This window comes from Pseudomonas sp. MS01C9, assembly GCF_058202755.1.
Genome location: NZ_CM177073.1, coordinates 2647670 through 2670257, shown reverse-complemented (window position 1 = coordinate 2670257; position 22588 = coordinate 2647670). Strand labels below are relative to the sequence as shown.

Annotated in this window: 8 protein-coding genes; 3 read left to right on the top strand and 5 right to left on the bottom strand. The window is 62.4% G+C overall.

Annotation, left to right across the window (positions count from 1 at the left end):
- Window positions 1-14: 14 nt before the first annotated feature.
- Genes AC1M7R_RS12245 through AC1M7R_RS12235 form a run of 3 tightly spaced genes read right to left on the bottom strand, consistent with a single transcriptional unit; the run spans window position 15 to window position 4916 of the window.
- The gene (locus tag AC1M7R_RS12245) at window positions 15-1382 is read right to left on the bottom strand and encodes an HlyD family type I secretion periplasmic adaptor subunit (RefSeq protein WP_072431791.1); all 1368 of its coding nucleotides are present in this window, start codon (window positions 1380-1382) and stop codon (window positions 15-17) included.
- Complete coding sequence (locus AC1M7R_RS12240) at window positions 1372-3528, bottom strand: type I secretion system permease/ATPase (protein ID WP_072397596.1); 2157 nt, start codon at window positions 3526-3528, stop codon at window positions 1372-1374. The genes AC1M7R_RS12245 and AC1M7R_RS12240 overlap by 11 nt, the downstream gene beginning before the upstream one ends.
- Before the next feature lie 38 nt (window positions 3529-3566).
- Window positions 3567-4916, bottom strand: coding sequence for a TolC family outer membrane protein (locus AC1M7R_RS12235; protein WP_072397594.1), 1350 nt, complete (start codon window positions 4914-4916; stop codon window positions 3567-3569).
- A 359-nt stretch (window positions 4917-5275) separates the two neighbouring features.
- Here AC1M7R_RS12235 and AC1M7R_RS12230 point away from each other — a divergent pair, with 359 nt between their 5' ends.
- Window positions 5276-18214, top strand: a complete 12939-nt coding sequence (locus AC1M7R_RS12230) for a retention module-containing protein (protein ID WP_490610430.1) — start codon at window positions 5276-5278, stop codon at window positions 18212-18214.
- A 118-nt stretch (window positions 18215-18332) separates the two neighbouring features.
- On the top strand, window positions 18333-18671 hold the full coding sequence (locus AC1M7R_RS12225) for a tryptophan synthase subunit beta (protein ID WP_072398992.1): 339 nt from the start codon (window positions 18333-18335) through the stop codon (window positions 18669-18671).
- Between the two features lie 54 nt (window positions 18672-18725).
- Here AC1M7R_RS12225 and lapD read toward each other — a convergent pair whose 3' ends face one another.
- Both lapD and lapG read right to left on the bottom strand, forming a co-directional pair.
- The gene (lapD, locus tag AC1M7R_RS12220; protein ID WP_072398991.1) at window positions 18726-20672 is read right to left on the bottom strand and encodes a cyclic di-GMP receptor LapD; all 1947 of its coding nucleotides are present in this window, start codon (window positions 20670-20672) and stop codon (window positions 18726-18728) included.
- Between the two features lie 14 nt (window positions 20673-20686).
- Window positions 20687-21307: a cysteine protease LapG gene (gene lapG, locus AC1M7R_RS12215; RefSeq protein WP_442961962.1), complete on the bottom strand. Its 621-nt coding sequence runs from the start codon at window positions 21305-21307 to the stop codon at window positions 20687-20689.
- 274 nt (window positions 21308-21581) lie between these two features.
- Here lapG and AC1M7R_RS12210 point away from each other — a divergent pair, with 274 nt between their 5' ends.
- Complete coding sequence (locus tag AC1M7R_RS12210; RefSeq protein ID WP_072398993.1) at window positions 21582-22271, top strand: GntR family transcriptional regulator; 690 nt, start codon at window positions 21582-21584, stop codon at window positions 22269-22271.
- The last annotated feature ends 317 nt before the right edge of the window (window positions 22272-22588 follow it).

Below are 22588 nucleotides of genomic sequence, written 5' to 3'. Positions count from 1 at the left end.
GAGTCATTGGGTTTCTACCGCTCGTGCAGCGCCTCGGACCGGGCCTTGATAATCGGCTTGAGCAGGTAGCTGAGCACGGTTTTCTTGCCGGTGATGATGTCCACCGAAGCCACCATCCCAGGGATGATCAGCAAGGGTTTTTCAGGTGTGCCCAGGTGGCTGCGTTCGGTGCGCAGCTTGATGATGTAGTAGGTGGTTTTCTTGTCTTCATCGGTGATGGTGTCGGCGCCGATCTGCTCCAGCTTGGCTTTCAGCCCACCGTAGATGGTGTAGTCGTACGCGGTGAATTTCACGGTGGCGTCCTGGCCCGGATGCAGGAAGGCAATGTCCTGGGGACGGATTTTCGCTTCCACCAGAATGGTGTCGTCCAGCGGCACGATCTCCACCAGGTCGCTGCCGGGCTGGATGACCCCGCCGATGGTGTTCACCAGCATCTTGTTGACGATACCCCGCACCGGCGAGGTGACCAGGGTGCGGCTCACCCGGTCTTCCAGGGCCTTGCCGGTGGCCTGGGCCTTGTTCAGGTCGGTGCGCGCCTCGTTGAGCTGGGTCAGGGCTTCGCTACGGAATTTGCCGCGAGTCTCGTCGATCTTGCGCTGCACTTCCTTGATCGCCGATTCGGCACGGGGAATCGCCAGCGTCGTGGCGTCCAATTGTCCACGGGTTTCGACTTCGGCGCGCTTGAGTCGCAGCACTTCCACCGGCGACACCGCACCCTGGGCCACCAGCGGCTCGGACATGTTGATTTCCTGGCGCTGCAAGGCCAGGGCGGAACGGTACTGCGCCTGCTTGGAAATGAACTCGCGCAATTCCTGCTGGCGCTGGACCAACTGTTCCTGCAAACCGCCAATTTCATCGTGCAATTGCTGGCGCCGACTGATGTACAGCGATTCCTCGCTGGCGGCCTGGCCCGGCACGGCCTTGAGCACGTCGGGCGGGAAGTTCAGCGGCCGATCGTCGACCTCGGCGCTCAGGCGCTCGACCCGCAACAGCATGGACAGCCGATCGGCCTCGGTTTCGCCCACGTTGGAGACGAACCGCGTGTCATCCAGGCGAATCAGAGGCGCACCGGCCTCGACAATCTGACCTTCCTTGACGAACAGCTCGGCGACGATACCGCCTTCCAGGTTCTGGATTTTCTGGATCTTGGACGACGGGATCGCCTTGCCGTCGCCTTTGGTCACTTCGTCGACCACGGCGAAGTTGGCCCACAGCACCAGGAACACGAAGAAGCCGATGATGCCCCAGATCGTCAGACGCACCACCCGCGGGGCGTCCTCGATCAGGGCCTTGTTCACTTCCGGCAGGGGCTGGCCGTGCAGCGAGGCGGAGCCTTTGAAATAGCGGCCCACGGAATCCTTGAAACCTGACTTAAGCAACACTGATCTGCCCCTTCTTCAACGCTTCCATCACGGCAGCTTTCGGGCCGTCGGCCAGGATCTGGCCGCGGTCGACCACCAGCAGGCGATCCACCAGCGACAGCAGGGATGCCCGGTGCGTCACCAGCAGCACCGTCTTGTTTTCCACCACGGCGGCCAGGCGCTGTTTCAAGCGTTCCTCGCCGGTGTTGTCCATGGCACTGGTGGGTTCGTCCAGCAGCAGGATAGGAGGGTTGAGCAGCAGCGCGCGAGCCAGGGCGACGTTCTGGCGCTGGCCACCGGAGAGGTTCTGGCCGCGCTCACCCACTTGCAGTTCATAGCCCTGTGGATGCAGGCGTGCGAACTCGTGCACACCCGCCAGCTCGGCGGCCTGGAGCACCAGTTCGTCCTCGACGTAACGGGCGCCGGACGTCAGGTTGTCCCGCAGGGTACCGGCCAGCAGCTGGATATCCTGGGGCACGTAGCCGACGTTGTAGCGCAACTCGCTGACATCGATCTGGCGAATGTCCACGCCGTCCACCAGCAGAGCGCCGTCGTCCGGCTGGTAAAGGCCCACGAGCAACTTGGCCAGGGAGCTCTTGCCCGAGCCGCTGCGACCGATGATGCCGATTTTCTCGCCGGGCTTGATCACCAGGTTGATGTTCTTCAGCGCGGCGTTCTGCTGGTTGGGGTAGGTGAAATTCAACTGGCGGCATTCGATGGCCCCCTGCAGGACCTTGCGGCTGAGCGGACGCTCGTCGAAGTTGCGCTCCTGGGGCAGTTCCATCATCTGGTCGACGGATGTCATGGTCACCCGCGCCTGCTGGTAGCGGGTCAGCAGGCCCGACAGCGAAGCCAACGGACTGAGTGCGCGACCGCTGAGCATGTAGCAGGCGACCAGCCCACCCATGCTCAGGTTGCCGGCGATGATCAGGTAGACGCCGAAGACGATCATGACCACGCCGGCCAGTTGCTGGATCAGCAAGGTGATATTCATCGCCAGCCCGGACAGCATCTTCACGCGCAGCTCGAGGCGACTGAGGGTACCGATGGTCTGCTCCCACTGGTACTGGCGCTCGCTCTCGGCGTTGTTGACCTTCACCGCATCCAGGCCGGCCAGGGTTTCGATCAGGCTGGACTGCCGCTCGGCGCCCAGGGCCATGGTCCGCTCCATGGTCGCCACCAGGGGCTTCTGCAAGGCGTAGCCGATCAACAGGGCCAGCGGGAACGCCACGACCGGAATCCACACCAGGTGTCCACCGATGATCGCGATGACCATCAGGATCAACAGGGTGAACGGCAGGTCGATCAGGCTGGTGAGGGTCAGCGACGCGAGGAAGTCCCGCAGGCTCTGGAACTCGTGGATGTTCTGGGCGAAGCTGCCGACCCGTGCCGGGCGGTATTTCATCGCCATGCCGACGATGCGCTCGAACAGCGTTGCCGAAATGATCAGGTCGGTTTTCTTGCCGGCCAGGTCCAGGCACAGGCTGCGCAGCATTTTCAGGATCAGGTCGAACACGTAGGCGCCGGTGATACCGATAGCCAGTACCCACAGGGTCGCCTCGGCCTGGTTCGGCACCACCCGGTCATAGACGTTCATGACGAACAACGGCGCCGCCATGGCGATGATGTTGATCAGCAGGCTGGCGGCGATGGCATCGGCATACAGCCAGCGGGAACGCTTGAGGGTGTCGCGGAACCACGAACGCGCCCGAGGGATGAGGGTGCCGTGGTTCACGTCAAATTTATGTTGGGGTTGGGCAAAGAAGACCTTGCCGCTGTAGTCGTCGGCCAGCAGCTCACGGCTGACCGCCACTTCGCCACCGTCGCTTTCGCTGAGCAGCAGTCGCGCCTGGTCATCCTCCGTCCAGCCCAGCAGCACGGCGCTGCGCCCTTCCTTGAGCAGCAGGAGCGCCGGCATGGCAATGGTCGGGATCTGTTCGAGCCGGCGCTGCAGCACCCGGCCCTGCAAACCGGCACGGGCCGCCGCACGCGACAATAATTCGACGCTCAACCGCTGCTTGGGCAACGGCAGGCCGGTGGTGAGCATCGCCGCGCTGGCGGGTTTCTGATGCAGCATGCAGAGCGCCAACAATCCGTCCAGCAAGGGGTCGTCATGCAGCGCGCGTGGATCGTGGATGAGTTCGACTCGACTGACTTCTGATTCCACGCTGGGCACTCTTTACTGATCGAAACGGAAAGGAAGACTCAATTCATCCCAGGCAACTGAACCTTGGGTTTCATGTCGGTTTGCACAACCGATGCCAACGGCGCGACCACCCCCTGACTTTTCAGCAACTGGCCCATGGTGGCCTTGATGCGGTACTGGGTGAACAGCTGGACGTTCTTGATCTCTGCCAACCGGCGCGAGGCGCTGAACAGCTCGTTTTCGCTGTCCAGCAGATCGAGCAGGGTCCGCTCGCCGAGGCTGAACTGCTTCTGGTAGGCAGTGCGCACGGCCGTGCTGCGGTCCACGTATTGCTGGGCGATCGGCACCTGGGCGTTGGCATTGTTCAGCGCGTTCCAGGCCAGGCCCAACTCTTCATTCAGTTGGCGCAGCGCGTTGTTGCGGATATCCAGGGCCTGGTTGGACAGATAGGACTTGGACTCCAGGTCCGCCTTGTTGCTGCCGCCGGCGTACAGGTTGAAGCGCATGCGCAGCATGGCCTGCCACTCGTTGTTATGGCCGTTCTGGCCGTCCAGGTCATTGTCGGCGGTGCGGCCCAGTTCGGCGTCGAAGCGTGGGTAGAAGCTCGACTTGGCGGCTTCGTACTGCTTCTCGGCAGCGGCGATATCCGCTTCGGCGGAACGCAGCACCGGGCTGTTTTCCAGCATCTGGGCACGGGCTTCGGTCAGGTCGGCCGGCAACAGCGCCAGAAAGTCGGCAGGGCGCTCCAGCTGGTCCGGCAGTTGGCCCACGGCGCTGAGGTAGTTGGTCTCGGCATCCGCCAGGTTGGTCTGTTCGGTGATCAGGTTGTTGCGCGCCTGGGCCATGCGCGCTTCTGCCTGGTCCAGGTCGGCACCGCTGCCCACGCCACGGGAGGTGCGCAATTTGATCTGGTCGAAGATCCGCTCGTGGCTCTTGAGGTTTTCCTCGGCCAGGCGCACGAACTCGCGACGGGTCAGCACATCCAGGTAGACCTGGGCCACGGTCAACCCGGTGCGCTCGGAAGCGTCCAGCAGGGAATAGGCACGGGAGTTGACGTTGGCTTGTTGACGCCCCACTTCGCTGGACGTCGCAAAACCGTCAAAAACCATTTGCGTCAGGCGCAGGCTCGACTCACTGCGGTTGAGCGTTTCCCAATGATTGGAGCTGCCGGAGCGGGTCGTGACGCTGTCGGTGCCTTCACGGCCATAACCGGCTGCCAGGTCCACCCGAGGCAGGTAACCGCCCTTGGCCGCCTTGAGCTGGTAGTCCGCCGCAAGCCGACTATTAACACCGGCCTGGATTTCAGGATGGACATCCAGCGCCTGTTGCATGGCCTGCGGCAAGGTTTGTGCTTGTACGAAACTGGCGGCGAGGGCGAAAGGTAAAGCCTTGAGCAGATGCGAACGCATGGTTGGAAATTTCCCGAAACTCTTGTCGTGGATCACAGCGAAACGTGGCGCTGCATCGGATGATGGCAACCGGAATGACCGTATGTCGGAAAGTTCGAAACAGGTACTGAATCTTGCACCGAAAGAACAGGCCGCCGCTTAAATATCAATGTGACATTACTGGATTGATTGTTTAGGATGGCCCGCAGAAGGTCAATAGTTTGGCATGAACAAATAAAATGAAAAAACAAGCCAAAATATTGACGATTTAACGCGTCAAAATATTTCTTCTACTGAATCGAAAAAACGTCCAGACCACTTCAGCCACAAGCTGCCGGGTCCATGGAAGTCTACACAGCGTGGCACCCGGAGAGTCTTCAATGAGCAGTGTTGTTGCCGTCGTCAAAAGCATTGTTGGTCAGGTTTTCGCCGTATCCCCCGAGGGCATCCGGCGTGTGCTCATTGAAGGTGATCGCCTGTACACCGGCGACCAGTTGGACACAGGCCCTGCCGGGGCCGTCACATTGGACCTGGCCGACGGCCGCACCCTGGACCTGGGCCGCGACACTCAGTGGAGCGCCAATGCGCCGGATTCCTCCACCGACCTGGCTCAAGCCACAGCCCAGGCCGCGCCTTCTGTAGAAGAGTTGCAACAAGCCATCGCCGCAGGTGTCGACCCGACGACTGCCCTCGAAGCGACCGCGGCCGGCGCCGGCGAAGCGAGCGCTGGCGGCAGTGCCGGCGGCAGTCACAGCTTCGTGGTGCTGGATGCCACGGCTGGCAGCGTCGACCCAACCGTAGGCTTCCCGACCGAAGGCTTGAGCGCTGCCGCCGCCGCGGACAATGACACCACCGGTATCGACACCAGCGCCGACACCACCGCCAATACACTGCTCGATTCGACCCTGACCCTCAGCGCCACGCCGACCTTGACCGAAGCCGGCGGCGTACTGGTCTACACCGCGACCGTTACCCAGGCTCCGCAGACCGACCTGACCATCACGCTCTCCAACGGCTCGGTCATCATCATCGCCGCCGGCCAGACCACCGGTAGCGTCAACGTTCCACTGGCGCCCAATGACACCGTCTACAACGACCCCAGCCAGATCAGCGTAACCGTCACCGGCACCACCGGCGGCAGCGGCATCGCCGTGACCCTGCCGACCACCCCGGCCGTGACCCAGATCACCGACACGGTCGACACCACCACGGTGACATTGACCGCAGGCAATACCGTTACCGAAGGCGGCCAGATCACCTACACCGCTACGCTGACCAACCCGGCCCAGACGCCCGTCACCGTGACCTTGAGCAATGGCTCGGTCATCACCATTGCCGCCGGCCAGACCACCGGCACCGTGGCCGTGGATACTCCGGCAAACGACGTCTACAACAACGGCAGCACCGTCAGCACCACCATCACTGGCGTAACCGGCGGCAACTTCGAGAACCTGGTGCCCAACCCCGCGCCAGCCGTCACCACGATCACCGACTCGGCTGACGCCACCGGCTTGACCTTGAGCGCCAGCAACACCGTTACCGAAGGCGGCCAGATTACCTATACCGCTACGCTGACCAACCCGGCCCAGACGCCCGTCACCGTCACCCTGAGCAATGGCTCGGTCATCACCATTGCCGCTGGCCAGACCACCGGCACTGTCGCTGTCGATACTCCGGCCAATGACGTCTACAACAACGGCGGCGCTATCAGTACCACCATTACTGGCGCAACCGGCGGCAACTTCGAAAATCTGGTGCCTAGCACCACGCCTGCGGTCACTACCGTCACCGACTCGATCGACACCACTGGCTTGACCTTGAGCGCCAGCAATACCGTTACCGAAGGCGGGCAGATCACCTATACCGCTACGCTGACCAATCCGGCTCAGACGCCTGTCACCGTGACCCTGAGCAACGGCTCGGTCATCACCATTGCCGCCGGCCAGACCACCGGCACAGTGGCCGTGGATACTCCGGCAAACGACGTCTACAACAACGGCAGCACTGTCAGCACCACGATTACTGGCGCAACCGGCGGCAACTTCGAGAACCTGGTACCAAGCACCACGCCTGCCGTCACCACGATTACCGATTCGGCGGATGCCACTGGCCTGACGCTCAGCGCCAGCGAGACCATCACCGAAGGTGGCCAGATCACCTACACCGCCACGCTGACCAACCCGGCCCAGACGCCTGTCACCGTGACGTTGAGCAACGGCGCGGTGATCACCATCGCTGCCGGCCAGACCACCGGCACTGTCGCGGTCGATACTCCGGCGAACGACGTCTACAACAACGGCAGCACTGTCAGCACTACCATCACCGGTACTTCCGGCGGTAACTTCGAGAACCTGGTGCCTAGCACCACGCCAGCCGTTACCACCATTACCGATTCGGCCGATGCCACTGGCCTGAGCCTGTCTGCTTCTACCGAAGTGACTGAAGGCGGCCAGATCACCTACACCGCCACGCTGACCAATCCGGCTCAGACGCCAGTGACCGTCACCCTGAGCAACGGCGCGGTGATCACCATCGCTGCGGGCCAAACCACCGGTACCGTCGCGGTCGATACTCCGGCGAACGACGTCTACAACAACGGCAGCACTGTCAGCACCACCATCACTGGCGCAACGGGCGGCAACTTCGAAAATCTGGTACCTAGCACCACGCCTGCGGTGACCACGATTACCGATTCGGCGGATGCCACTGGCCTGACACTCAGCGCCAGCGAGACCATCACCGAAGGCGGTCAGATCACCTACACCGCCACGCTGACCAATCCGGCTCAGACGCCAGTGACCGTCACCTTGAGCAATGGTGCCGTGATCACCATCGCTGCCGGCCAGACCACCGGCACTGTCGCGGTCGATACTCCGGCGAACGACGTCTATAACAACGGCAGCACCGTTAGCACCACCATCACTGGCGCAACGGGCGGCAACTTCGAAAATCTGGTACCGAGCACCACGCCTGCGGTGACCACGATTACCGATTCGGCGGATGCCACTGGCCTGACGCTCAGCGCCAGCGAGACCATCACCGAAGGCGGTCAGATCACCTACACCGCCACGCTGACCAACCCGGCCCAGACACCAGTGACCGTTACCCTGAGCAACGGTGCCGTGATCACTATCGCCGCTGGCCAGACCACGGGTACCGTCGCGGTCGATACGCCATCGAACGATGTCTACAACAACGGCAGCACCGTCAGCACCACGATTACTGGCGCAACCGGCGGCAACTTTGAAAATCTGGTACCAAGCACCACGCCAGCCGTTACCACCATTACCGACTCGGCGGATGCCACCGGCCTGACGCTCAGCGCCAGCGAGACCATCACCGAAGGCGGTCAGATTACCTACACCGCCACGCTGACCAATCCGGCCCAGACGCCAGTGACCGTCACCTTGAGCAACGGCGCAGTCATCACTATCGCTGCCGGCCAGACCACAGGTACCGTCGCGGTCGATACACCAGCGAACGATGTCTACAACAACGGCAGCACCGTCAGCACCACCATCACTGGCGCAACCGGCGGCAACTTCGAAAACCTGGTGCCTAGCACCACGCCAGCCGTTACCACCATTACCGATTCGGCCGATGCCACTGGCCTGAGCCTGTCTGCTTCTACCGAAGTGACTGAAGGTGGCCAGATCACCTACACCGCCACGCTGACCAACCCGGCTCAGACACCCGTCACCGTGACTTTGAGCAACGGCTCGGTCATCACCATTGCCGCCGGCCAGACCACCGGCACAGTGGCCGTGGATACTCCGGCAAACGACGTCTACAACAACGGCAGCACCGTTAGCACCACCATCACGGGCGCAACGGGCGGCAACTTCGAAAATCTGGTACCGAGCACCACCCCTGCGGTGACCACGATTACCGATTCGGCGGATGCCACCGGCCTGACACTCAGCGCCAGCGAGACCATCACCGAAGGCGGTCAGATTACCTACACCGCTACGCTGACCAATCCGGCCCAGACACCCGTCACCGTGACTTTGAGCAACGGCTCGGTCATCACCATTGCCGCCGGCCAGACCACCGGCACAGTGGCCGTGGATACTCCGGCAAACGACGTCTACAACAACGGCAGCACCGTCAGCACCACGATTACTGGCGCAACCGGCGGCAACTTTGAAAATCTGGTACCAAGCACCACGCCAGCCGTTACCACCATTACCGACTCGGCGGATGCCACCGGCCTGACGCTCAGCGCCAGCGAGACCATCACCGAAGGCGGCCAGATCACCTACACCGCCACGCTGACCAATCCGGCCCAGACACCCGTCACCGTGACTTTGAGCAACGGCTCGGTCATCACCATTGCCGCCGGCCAGACCACCGGCACAGTGGCCGTGGATACTCCGGCAAACGACGTCTACAACAACGGCAGCACCGTCAGCACCACGATTACTGGCGCAACCGGCGGCAACTTTGAAAATCTGGTACCAAGCACCACGCCAGCCGTTACCACCATTACCGACTCGGCGGATGCCACCGGCCTGACGCTCAGCGCCAGCGAGACCATCACCGAAGGCGGCCAGATCACCTACACCGCCACGCTGACCAATCCGGCCCAGACGCCAGTGACCGTCACCTTGAGCAATGGAGCCGTGATCACCATCGCTGCCGGCCAGACCACCGGTACCGTCGCGGTCGATACGCCGGCAAACGATGTCTACAACAACGGCAGCACTGTTAGTACCACCATCACCGGTACAACCGGCGGCAACTTCGAAAACCTGGTGCCAAGCACCACGCCTGCGGTGACCACGATTACCGACTCGGCGGATGCCACTGGCCTGACACTCAGCGCCAGTGAAACCATTACTGAAGGCGGCCAGATCACCTACACCGCCACGCTGACCAACCCGGCCCAAACACCAGTCACCGTCACCTTGAGCAACGGCGCGGTGATCACCATCGCTGCCGGCCAGACCACCGGCACTGTCGCTGTCGATACACCAGCGAACGACGTCTACAACAACGGCAGCACTGTTAGTACCACCATCACCGGTACAACCGGCGGCAACTTCGAAAACCTGGTGCCAAGCACCACGCCTGCGGTGACCACGATTACCGACTCGGCGGATGCCACTGGCCTGACACTCAGCGCCAGTGAAACCATTACTGAAGGCGGCCAGATCACCTACACCGCCACGCTGACCAACCCGGCTCAGACACCAGTCACCGTGACTTTGAGCAACGGCGCGGTGATCACCATCGCTGCCGGCCAAACCACCGGCACCGTCGCGGTCGATACTCCGGCGAACGATGTCTACAACAACGGCAGCACCGTCAGCACTACCATCACCGGTACAACCGGCGGCAACTTCGAAAACCTGGTGCCAAGCACCACGCCTGCGGTGACCACGATTACCGACTCGGCGGATGCCACTGGCCTGACGCTCAGCGCCAGTGAAACCATCACCGAAGGTGGTCAGATCACCTACACCGCTACTCTGACCAACCCGGCCCAGACGCCTGTCACCGTGACGTTGAGTAACGGCGCGGTGATCACCATCGCTGCCGGCCAGACCACGGGTACCGTCGCGGTCGATACTCCGGCGAACGATGTCTACAACAACGGCAGCACCGTTAGCACCACCATCACTGGCGCAACGGGCGGCAACTTCGAAAATCTGGTACCGAGCACCACGCCTGCGGTGACCACGATTACCGATTCGGCGGATGCCACTGGCCTGACACTCAGCGCCAGCGAGACCATCACCGAAGGCGGCCAAATCACTTACACCGCCACCTTGACCAATCCGGCCCAGACGCCAGTGACCGTCACCCTGAGCAACGGCGCAGTCATCACCATCGCTGCCGGCCAGACCACCGGTACCGTCGCGGTCGATACCCCAGCGAACGATGTGTACAACAACGGCAGCACCGTTAGCACCACCATCACTGGCGCAACGGGCGGCAACTTCGAAAATCTGGTACCGAGCACCACGCCTGCGGTGACCACGATTACCGATTCGGCGGATGCCACTGGCCTGACACTCAGCGCCAGCGAGACCATCACCGAAGGCGGCCAAATCACTTACACCGCCACCTTGACCAATCCGGCCCAGACGCCAGTGACCGTCACCCTGAGCAACGGCGCAGTCATCACCATCGCTGCCGGCCAGACCACCGGTACCGTCGCGGTCGATACCCCAGCGAACGATGTGTACAACAACGGCAGTACCGTCAGCACCACCATTACCGGTACCTCCGGCGGTAACTTCGAAAACCTGGTGCCTAGCACCACCCCTGCGGTGACCACGATTACCGATTCGGCCGATGCCACTGGCCTGACGCTCAGCGCCAGCGAGACCATCACCGAAGGCGGTCAAATCACTTACACCGCCACGTTGACCAATCCGGCCCAGACGCCGATGACCGTCACCCTGAGCAACGGCGCGGTGATCACCATCGCCGCCGGCCAGACTACCGGCACCGTCGCGGTCGATACACCAGCGAACGATGTGTACAACAACGGCAGCACCGTCAGCACCACCATCACTGGCACAACCGGCGGCAACTTCGAAAACCTGGTGCCTAGCACCACCCCTGCGGTGACCACGATTACCGATTCGGCCGATGCCACTGGCCTGACGCTCAGCGCCAGCGAGACCATCACCGAAGGCGGTCAGATCACCTACACCGCTACGCTGACCAACCCGGCCCAGACGCCTGTCACCGTGACTTTGAGCAACGGCGCGGTGATCAACATCGCTGCGGGCCAAACCACCGGCACTGTCGCGGTCGATACTCCGGCGAACGATGTCTACAACAACGGCAGCACCGTCAGCACCACGATTACTGGCGCAACGGGCGGCAACTTTGAAAATCTGGTGCCAAGCACCACGCCAGCCGTTACCACCATTACCGACTCGGCGGATGCCACTGGCCTGACGCTCAGCGCCAGCGAGACCATCACCGAAGGCGGTCAGATCACCTACACCGCCACGCTGACCAACCCGGCTCAGACACCAGTCACCGTGACGTTGAGCAACGGCGCAGTGATCACTATCGCTGCCGGCCAAACCACCGGCACTGTCGCGGTCGATACTCCGGCGAACGATGTCTACAACAACGGCAGCACCGTCAGCACCACGATTACTGGCGCAACGGGCGGCAACTTTGAAAATCTGGTGCCAAGCACCACGCCAGCCGTTACCACCATTACCGACTCGGCGGATGCCACTGGCCTGACGCTCAGCGCCAGCGAGACCATCACCGAAGGTGGCCAGATCACCTACACCGCCACGCTGACCAACCCGGCTCAGACACCAGTCACCGTGACGTTGAGCAACGGCGCAGTGATCACTATCGCTGCCGGCCAAACCACCGGCACTGTCGCTGTCGATACACCAGCGAACGACGTCTACAACAACGGCAGCACTGTTAGTACCACCATCACTGGCGCAACCGGCGGCAACTTCGAAAACCTGGTGCCTAGCACCACGCCAGCCGTCACCACCATTACCGATTCGGCGGATGCCACTGGCCTGAGCCTGTCTGCTTCTACCGAAGTGACTGAAGGCGGTCAGATCACCTACACCGCCACGCTGACCAATCCGGCTCAAACACCGATGACCGTCACCCTGAGCAACGGCGCGGTGATCACCATCGCTGCGGGCCAAACCACCGGCACTGTTGCGGTCGATACTCCGGCCAACGATGTCTATAACAACGGCAGCACCGTTAGCACCACCATCACTGGCACAACCGGCGGCAACTTCGAAAACCTGGTGCCTAGCACCACGCCTGCGGTGACCACGATTACCGACTCGGCGGATGCCACCGGCCTGAGCCTGTCTGCTTCTACTGAAGTGACTGAAGGCGGTCAGATCACCTACACCGCCACGCTGACCAATCCGGCCCAGACACCAGTGACCGTTACCCTGAGCAATGGTGCGGTGATCACTATCGCCGCTGGCCAGACCACGGGTACCGTCGCGGTCGATACGCCAGCGAACGATGTCTATAACAACGGCAGCACCGTCAGCACCACCATTACTGGCGCAACCGGCGGCAACTTCGAGAACCTGGTGCCTAGCACCACGCCAGCCGTTACCACCATTACCGATTCGGCGGATGCCACTGGCCTGACACTCAGCGCCAGCGAGACCATTACTGAAGGCGGTCAGATCACCTACACCGCCACGCTGACCAACCCGGCTCAGACGCCCGTCACCGTGACGTTGAGCAACGGCGCAGTCATCACTATCGCTGCCGGCCAGACCACCGGCACTGTCGCTGTCGATACTCCGGCCAACGACGTCTACAACAACGGCAGCACCGTCAGCACTACCATCACCGGTACTTCCGGCGGCAACTTCGAAAACCTGGTGCCTAGCACCACGCCAGCCGTTACCACCATTACCGACTCGGCGGATGCCACCGGCTTGAGCCTGTCTGCTTCAACTGAAGTGACTGAAGGCGGCCAGATCACCTACACCGCCACGCTGACCAACCCGGCCCAAACACCAGTCACCGTCACTTTGAGCAACGGCGCGGTGATCACTATCGCCGCTGGCCAGACCACTGGCACTGTTGCGGTCGATACACCAGCGAACGACGTCTACAACAACGGCAGCACCGTCAGCACCACGATTACTGGCGCAACCGGCGGTAACTTCGAGAACCTGGTGCCAAGCACCACGCCTGCGGTGACCACCATCACCGATTCGCCTGACGCGACCGCACTCACCCTCTCGGCGACCGGCACGGTAGCCGAAGGCGGCTCCATCGTTTACACCGCGACACTGAGCAACGCCGCCGGCTCGCCCGTCACCGTCACCTTGAGCAACGGTGCGGTGATCAACATCGCCGCCGGCGCCAAGACCGGTACCGTGACCGTCGATGCACCGACGGACGACGTCTACAAGGATGCCGGCAAGGTCGAAGTCAGCATCGACAAGGCCACTGGTGGCAACTTCGAAAACCTGGTGCCAAGCACTGCGCCTGCCGTTACGGATGTGACCGATACCCTCAATACCAGCACCGTTTCGCTCTCCGCGACCTCGACTGTTGGTGAAGGTGGCACCGTGGTCTACACCGCCTCGGTTAACGCTCCGGTAACCGGCGCGCCACTGGTGGTGACCCTGTCCAACGGCCAGAGCATCACGATCCCGGTCGGCCAGAGCTCCGGCTCGGTGAACTTCACCGCGCCGAACGATGCCCTGGCGGGTGGCGGCAATCTCAGCGTCAAGATCGACGACGCCAAAGGCGGCAACTACGAAAACCTGGAAGTCGATGGCAAGCCTGCCAACACTGCAGTGACCGATACCCAGGACACCACCGGCCTGACGCTCTCGGCAACCGACACCGTGGCCGAAGGCGGCCAGATCACCTACACCGCGACCCTGACCAACGCCGCCGGCTCGCCCGTCACCGTCACCTTGAGCAACGGTGCGGTGATCAACATCGCCGCCGGTGCCAAAACCGGCACCGTGACCGTCGACGCACCGAAGGACGACGTCTATAAAGACGCCGGCAACGTCGAGGCAACGATCAAGACAGCGACAGGTGGCAATTTCGAACACCTGGTGCCAAGCACCACCCCGGCAGTGACGGCCGTGACCGACACGCCTGATAACACCACTGTCAGCATCAGCGGCAGCACGGCGGTTACCGAAGGCCAGTCCGCCACCTATACCGTCAGCCTGACGAACCCGGCGCAAACCGAAGTGACGGTGAAGATCGTCTACAGCGGCACCGCCGCCGATGGCACGGACTTCACGGGTGTCTACACCGTCAAAGTCCCGGCCAACGCCACCAGCGCAACCTTCAATGTCGCGACGCTGGACGACAAGATCACCGAAGGCACCGAGAACTTCGTGGTCAGGATCGACTCGGCCACCGGTGGCAACTTCGAGCACCTCGCGGTCAGTGGCACCAACGGCAGCGTCAGCACCTCGATCGTGGACAACGATGCTCCACCGGTCCTCGACCTGGACGCCAACAATTCCAGCGGCAAGACCGGAGCCGATTACCAGGTGACGTTCACCGAAGGCACCACCGGCCCGGGCGTATCCATCGGCGACACTGACCTGAAGATCACCGACCCGGACAGCACCATGCTGACCGGCGCCACCATCGTGCTGACCAACCGTCAGCCAGGCGATGCGCTGAACCTGGGCAACAGCGTCAACGGCATCAGCATCAATGCCAACAGTACCAACGGCACGGTCACCCTGACGTTGTCGGGCAATGCGACGCTGGCCGACTACATGCAGCAGATCAAGAACATCACGTTCATCAACAACAGCGACGACCCGAGCACAGTGCCACGCGTCATCACCGTGACGGTGACCGATGGCACCAACTACTCCAATACCGCCACCACCACCGTGAACGTAGTCGGGGTCAACGATGCTCCGGTGGCCGCTGGCGGCACCGCGACCGGAACCGAAGACACTTCGCTGGTCCTGGGCTGGTCGAACTTCGGCATCAGCGATGTGGACAGCGCCAGCACAAGCCTGGGCGTGAAGATCACCGGGCTGCCGAGCGATGGCAAGCTGCAGTACCTGGATGGTGCGACCTGGAAGGACGTGACCAGCAACCAGACCTTCAGCAAGGCCGATATCGACGGCGGCAAGCTGCGCTTCACTCCGGACGCCAACGAGTCCGGCGCCAATGGCAACCCGAGCGGCGTGGGCGACCAGAAAGCCGACTACACGCAGATCCAGTTCCAGCCGACCGATGGCCAGACGCTGGGTAACGCCGGTACCGTGAAGATCGACATCACGCCGGTGGCTGATAAGCCGAGCCTGAGCGTGGCCGGCAACAACGTGACCTCCACCGGCCTGATCAAGGAGGTCTGGACCGGCCTGCCAGGCCTGGGTACCGATGGCAGCGGGGCGCCATCGGGCACCCTCAAGTCGGTCATCGATGCCGCCGGCACGCCGAACAGCAGTACCAACGTGACCAACGTGCAGTCCGACAGCAACGTCAACCCGGGCACCGCCTCGAAAACCTCGGGCCTGATTTTCCTGGAAGCCGGAAAGACCTACACCTTCAGCGGCACTGGCGACGACAGCCTGCTGGTGACGATTGGCGGCAAGGATGTGGCCGGCATCACCTGGGGGGCGGGCGGCAAGCTCAATGGGTCGTTCACCCCGACCACCAGTGGCTACTACACCCTGGACATCTACCATCACAACCAGACCGGCCCGGGCAGCTATGATGTCAACCTCTCGGTCAACGGCAGCACGCCCGTGGACCTGAGCAGTGCCGGCGTACCGCTGTATACCGGCGTGACGGACCTGGTGAATGCCGGTGTGACCGTTTCCGATCTGCACGGCACCAATGGCGAAGGCTATTACGACGGCTTCAAGCTCAACGAAGGCGCCGAAGGTGGCAGCGTGAATCTGTCGAAGATCACCACCGCCCTGACCGATACCGACGGTTCCGAGAGCCTGAGCGTGAAGATCGGCGGCATGCCGCAAGGCAGTGTGCTGAGCGACGGCGACGGCCACACCGCGACCGTGGGCGCCAACGGCGAAGCCTCGGTCACGGGCTGGAACCTGGGCAGCCTCAACCTGACGCCTCCATCCTACTTCAACGGCCAGATCAACCTGACCGTGACGTCGACCTCCACCGAAGCCCTTGGCGGATCGGCGGTCACCACCGCGCAGATCCCGGTAACGGTGCATCCGGCGGTCTACAACGCAGCCACCGCCACCTCCGGCAGCGACAATTTCACGGGCACCGACGGCAACGACGTGATTGTCGCCGACATTGGCGGTCTGACCGTGGTACCGGGCGTCAACTACAACATTGCCTTCATGGTTGACAGCTCCGGCAGCATGAGCGAGTCGTCCCTGACTGCCGCCAAGAACTCGCTGACGTCGGTGTTCAACACCCTCAAGCAGAGCATGGGCAACAACTCGGGCACGGTGAACATCTTCCTGGCGGACTTCGACCGCCAGGTGAACAAGACCGTTTCGGTCAATCTCAAGGACCCGAATGCGCTGACCCTGCTCAAGAACGTCCTGGACTCCATGGTGTCCGGCGGCGGTACCAACTACGAAGACGTGTTCAAGACCACGGCCAACTGGTTCAAGAGCACCGAGGCCACGAGCAACACCGGGGCGAAGAACCTCACGTACTTCATCACCGATGGCCAGCCGACGTTCTACCAGGCCGGCGAGCAGACGAACCCCGACCTCTATAACGGCGTGAAGCTCGACAGCCTGATCACCACGACCAATTACAAGTTGGGCCAGACATTCAGCGCCGACCTGGACAGCACCCACCGTGTGCAGGTCGACGAGTCCGGCAATGTCTCGTTGCTGACCTGGAAAAAATCCTGGGGCGGCTACTGGAGCGAGGAGTCCCTGGGCACGCTGCACGCCCAAGGGGACGGTACCTACGAACTGTCGTACCGCGACGGCACCGGCAGCAGCACCGACTCGGCCACCACCAGCAACTCTCTCAGCGCTTTCGCGCTGCTGAGCTCGGTGTCGGGCGTGGAAGCGATCGGCTTGAACAAGGACGTCACCCTGACCGACCTCAAGCCGTACGACTCCGATGGCAAGCCGCAGACCAACATCGACCCCAAAGACCTGGCCAACTCCATCATTGGCCATACCGAAGCGACGCTCCCGGGCTCCGACACGGTCAATGGCGCCGACGGCAACGACATCCTGTTCGGCGACCTGGTGAGCTTCAACGGCATCGCCGGCGAGGGTTACCAGGCCATCCAGTCGTTCGTGGCCCAGCAAAGCGGCGTCGACGTCAGCAAGGTCACCACCGCCAACGTGCACCAGTACATCACCGAGCACTACACCGCGTTCGATGTGTCCGGTGCCCACGATGGCAACGACACGCTGCTGGGCGGCGCTGGCAATGACATTATCTTCGGCCAGGGCGGCAACGACTCGCTCGATGGCGGCAAGGGCAATGACATCCTGCTCGGCGGCAACGGCAACGACATCCTGATCGGCGGCAAAGGCAACGACACCCTGATCGGCGGCCTGGGCGGCGACACCTTTGTGTGGAAATCCGGCGACACCGGCACCGACGTGATCAAGGACTTCAAGGCCAGCGAAGGCGACCGGATCGACCTGAGGGATCTGCTGCAGGGTGAAACCGGCAGCACCATCGATCACTTCCTGAAGATCACCACGGTCGATGGGGTGTCGTCGTTGCAGGTCAGCACCACCGGCCAGTTCAACGCGGCCAACGGCGCAGCCGCCACGCCGGACGTGACGATCAAGCTCGAAGGCAACAACTGGTCGAACGTCAACCTCAACTCCCTGATCGCCGGCAGCGATCCGACCATCAAGGTCGATCACAACAACAGTTGACCTGAGCACACCCCAGGAGAGAGCGCTTGCTCCTTCTCCTGGGGATAAGGGTTCATACTCCCGCACAGTTGGCCTATGCTGCCCAGCATGACGCCGCTTCATACATGAGGGATGCCCGATGTTTTATGTGCAACGCGATGCACAAGGCCTGCTGGTGCGCGTGGAGGCCAGCGCTTATGCCGAGGCCACCGAAACCCTGCCGGCCGACAATCACGAGATCCAGGACTGGTTCGCCAACCAGGCGGTAGAGAACAGCCTCAAGCAACTCAAGCAGAGCGACCTGGAGATGATTCGGGTACTCGACGACCTGATCCAGGTCCTGACAGCCAAGGGCGTCATCCGCGTCACCGACCTGCCGCCGGCGGCCCAGGCCAAGCTGATGGACCGCAACCAGGCCCGGGAAGCGCTGGGCGGGCTGAGCCGCTTGATCGATGACGATGAGAAAGGGTTGATCTAGCCGGGCTGACTGATCCTTTCCTTGCTCTGCATGGGAACGATCAGTGGTTCAGGATCACACCCAACGCCGGGGTTCGCCCACCAGTTGCCCCTGCACGCCGAACAACCCCATCTCGCGAATCACCGCCAGTTCCCCTTCGGTCTCCACCCGCTCGGCAATCAAGGGCAGGTCGATGCTGTGGGCGGCGCGCTGGATGGCTTCGATGAACAGACGCTTGTCGCTTTCCTGGTCGATGGCGCGGATGTAGCTGCCGTCGATTTTCAGGTAGGCCAGTCCCAGCCGCGACAGGTTGCCGATCATGCTGAACCGTCCACCGAAACGCTGCAGGCTCAGGGAGAAGCCCAGTTCGCGCAGGCGTCGGGTCAGTTGTTCCAGCACCGCTTGCTCGGGCAGTTGCTCTTCGCCGATCTCCAGCGTCAGGCGCGGCCCCAGGTTGGAATGGGCGCGCAGGATCTCGAAGATCCTGTTCAGTGCCTGGGGGTCGGCCAGGGTAGCGGAGGACAGGTTCAATGCCAGGGCTTGCTCGTGCCCGGCCATCTGCTTGAGCACCTGTTCGAGCATCAGGCGATCCAGCCGCGCAGTCCAGCCGAAACGCTCCAGCCAAGGCAGGAAGCGCCCGGCCGGGATGGTCTGGCCCTGGTCGTCGAGCAGCCGTGACAGCACTTTGTAATGCAGCACCAGCTGGGTGTCCTGGGCGGCCACCACCGGCTGGAAATACAACTCGAACCGCTGATTGCTCAACGCCTGGTCGAGCAGCGTGTGCCAGGCATGGTGATCGTCACCGACGCTGGCCGACGCGCTGTGTTCGAGACAGGCCCAACCGGGTTCACCCTGGCTTTCGGCCTGTGCCAGGGCCTGGTCGCCCAGTTGGAGCACCGCTTGTGGCGAATCGCCGTGGACGAACGGCGCCAGCCCGATGGAGGCCACCGACGCCACGTCGGTCGCGCCGGTGGCGTGAAGGCTTGCCAACGCCGCTTCGAGATTCTGTGCCAGCTGCAGCGCCTCTTCACGTACCAGGCCCGGCGCCAGCACGGCGAATTCGCCGCCGCGGATGCGGGTCACCAGGTTGTGGGTTTCAGGGTAGCGGGCACACTCACGCAGCAATTGTTCGCCCACGGCCTTGAGCAGTTGGTCGGTACGCTGCCCGCCCAGTCGCTGGTTCAGCCCGGCCAGGTCCTTGACCCGCAGCAGCAGCAGATAACCGGAACTGGCCTGCTCCGGATTGCTCACCCGGGCATTGAGCTGCATCTCGAAATAACGCCGGTTGGCCAGGCCCGTCAGGTTGTCCTGGTAGGACTCGACCCGCAGTTTTTCACTGCGCTCGGCCTGCTCCTCGAACAGCGCCTTGAGCTTCTCGACCATCTGGTTCATCGCCTGCACCACGCGACGCAATTCAGGGGTACGCGGCAGCTCCGGCAGGCTCAGGAACTCGCGACGAGCGATGGCATGGGACTGGTGCACCATGTAGTCCAGGGGCTTGAGCTGACGCCGCAGCAGCAAGGCCCCCAGCACCGCGCTCACGGCGCCGCACAGCAACAGCCAGCCCAGGCTGCCCAGGGCGCTCTGCCAGAGCTTGGCGAGGGCGAACATCGGGTGGCTGACCACTTCGACCCGCGCCGCCTGCTCCCAGCCGCGGCTGACGATGGCATCGCCACCGGCCGGCTCCAGGCCGATGAGCTTGACGAACCACTGCGGCACGCTGCCGGCGTCCGGCACGCCGGTGCGCTCGACGAGGGTCTTGTCGGTGGCCACGTCGACCACGCGGATGCTGGCGTAATAACCGCTGTCGAAGATGGAGCTGACCATCAGCTCCACCATCGCCGGATCGTCGATGTTCGGTGTCAACGACAGCGCCAGCGCCGTGGCCGCGTCCTGGGCATGGGAACGCAGCTGATTGACGTATTGGGTCCGCGAGCTCTCCAGGCTGACCATGAAGCTGCCGCTGAAGGCGACCACCAGGAACAGACAGATAGCGATCAACAGTTGTTTGAACAAGGACATCTGAGCGCGCGCTCCTAGTTAGTCTCGACCGGAAAACCTTCGGCCTGCATTTTCTTCAACACATCCTGCCACCGGGACAGGCGCTTGGTGTCACTCACTTTCTTGTTGCCCTTGGTGCCCGGCAGCCATAGCCCTTCGGCATTGAAAGAGTAGACCGGCAGCAGGTCGGTCCGCTGGCTGGCCGGCTGGATGCCGTCGATCAGGCTGTCGAGCACCAAGGGCATGGCATCGGGGGTGGCGTAGTAGGTCAGTACCATATGTGCCCGGTTCTGCCGCAGCGCCTTGACGTAGGTGATGCGCAGCTTGTCGCTGGACACCCCGAGATGGCGCAGGCTGAAATACTTGGCGATGGCGTAGTCCTCGCAATCGCCGGCGCCCTTCCACAGGGCCTGGATGGGGGTTTCCCAATAGTCGACTTCACGCCACAGGTCGATGTCTTCCACGTAGCGCACCTGCTTGTTGAAGAACAGGTTCACCACCTTGAGCTGTTCCAGTTCCGGGATCTGCTTCTGGGTCGCCAGCAGCTGTTGCCAGGCATCGATCCGTTGCTGTCCTTCGCCCAGCGGCCCGTACAACCCTTGGGCCCGCCGGCTGATCTGGGCGAAGTCCCAGTCGGCCCGCAGGCCACCCAGCATGAGGCCGGCCAGCAACAATGCCGAACACAACCAGCGCAAGGACCTGAGGACTGTGGAAGGTGCAGCCAAGGGAAATACGTCCGGAAAAGGGCCGTGGGGAAATTCGTTGGATGGTGCAGCCTGGCCCGGGAAAAGACAATGGCAGGGTGAAATCATCCCAGGCACGCTAAACTTTAGTTCAGGAACCGGAGCCGTCAGATTTTGACGGCATGAGAAACTGTAACTAGTGTTGGCTTGGATCCAATTTCGTTACTACCAGCCAGGGTGCGTTGTCGTGACACAGAAGCCCAAGCCGTTAAGCACTATCCAGGTGAACAAGCCCGTCCCTGCGGCCCAGGCACGTTCGATCATCGAAGGCTCCCTGCGCGAGGCCATTCTCGATGGACGCCTGCCCCGTGGCACCGCCCTGCGCCAGCAGGAACTGGCCGACCTGTTCGGCGTGAGCCGCATGCCGGTGCGCGAGGCATTGCGCCAGCTCGAGGCCCAATCGCTGCTCAACGTGGTCCAGCACAAGGGCGCCGTGGTGGCCCCGCTGATCACCAACAATGCCATCGAGACCTATGCATTGCGCGCAGTCCTCGAAGCCTTCGCCTTGCGCCTGTCGATCCCGCTGCTCGACGCCGACGACCTGGCCCAGGCCGCTCGATACATCGACCAGTTGGAAGCGCAAACCGATCACGCCGAAATCGGCCGGCTCAACCGGCTGTTCCACATGTCGCTCTACCACAAGGCCCCCAACAGCAAGCTGTTGGACCTGGTGGAGCGCGAGCTCAATGAAGAAGAGCGTTTCCTGCGCTTCCACCTGTCTTCGATGGGGCTGGGCAAGCTGACCCAGGACGATCATCGTGCCCTGCTCGAGGCGGCGGCAGCCAAGGATATCGACCATGCGGTGGCGTTGCTGGAGCACCATCTGGAAAAAGCCTGCGTAACCATCCGACGGTACCTGGAGCAGTCGCAGGACTGACCTCACCCGCCAAGCCATCGACGTATCACTTTCTTACACATCCCTCCTACCCGTCTTGCCGCCTGCCTGACGGGCTTGGCCGTCGCCGCGCCTCATCGTCGCACCAGCCCAATGGCACTGCCGCCGATTTGGGCTCACTCTTGCGTTTGTCGATTCAAAAAACAGACCTGAAGAAGTCAGCGCCCGGCGTCAGCCAGGCGAATCGAAGCCACCACGCAAGGAGCGTCGCCCAACCGGCGGGAGGATCGTATGTCCGAACGACTTCCGGCCCTTAAAAACCCAAACTTCTTATTCCCTGTCCCCTGAAGTGCTCCGGG

What these genes read in the sequence shown, in the direction of transcription:
- AC1M7R_RS12235 (WP_072397594.1), bottom strand. Translation starts at nt 4,916, where the DNA reads ATGCGTTCGCATCTGCTCAAGGCTTTACCTTTCGCCCTCGCCGCCAGT.
- AC1M7R_RS12230 (WP_490610430.1), top strand. Translation starts at nt 5,276, where the DNA reads ATGAGCAGTGTTGTTGCCGTCGTCAAAAGCATTGTTGGTCAGGTTTTC.
- AC1M7R_RS12225 (WP_072398992.1), top strand. Translation starts at nt 18,333, where the DNA reads ATGTTTTATGTGCAACGCGATGCACAAGGCCTGCTGGTGCGCGTGGAG.
- lapD (WP_072398991.1), bottom strand. Translation starts at nt 20,672, where the DNA reads ATGTCCTTGTTCAAACAACTGTTGATCGCTATCTGTCTGTTCCTGGTG.
- lapG (WP_442961962.1), bottom strand. Translation starts at nt 21,307, where the DNA reads ATGCTGGGTGGCCTGCGGGCCGACTGGGACTTCGCCCAGATCAGCCGG.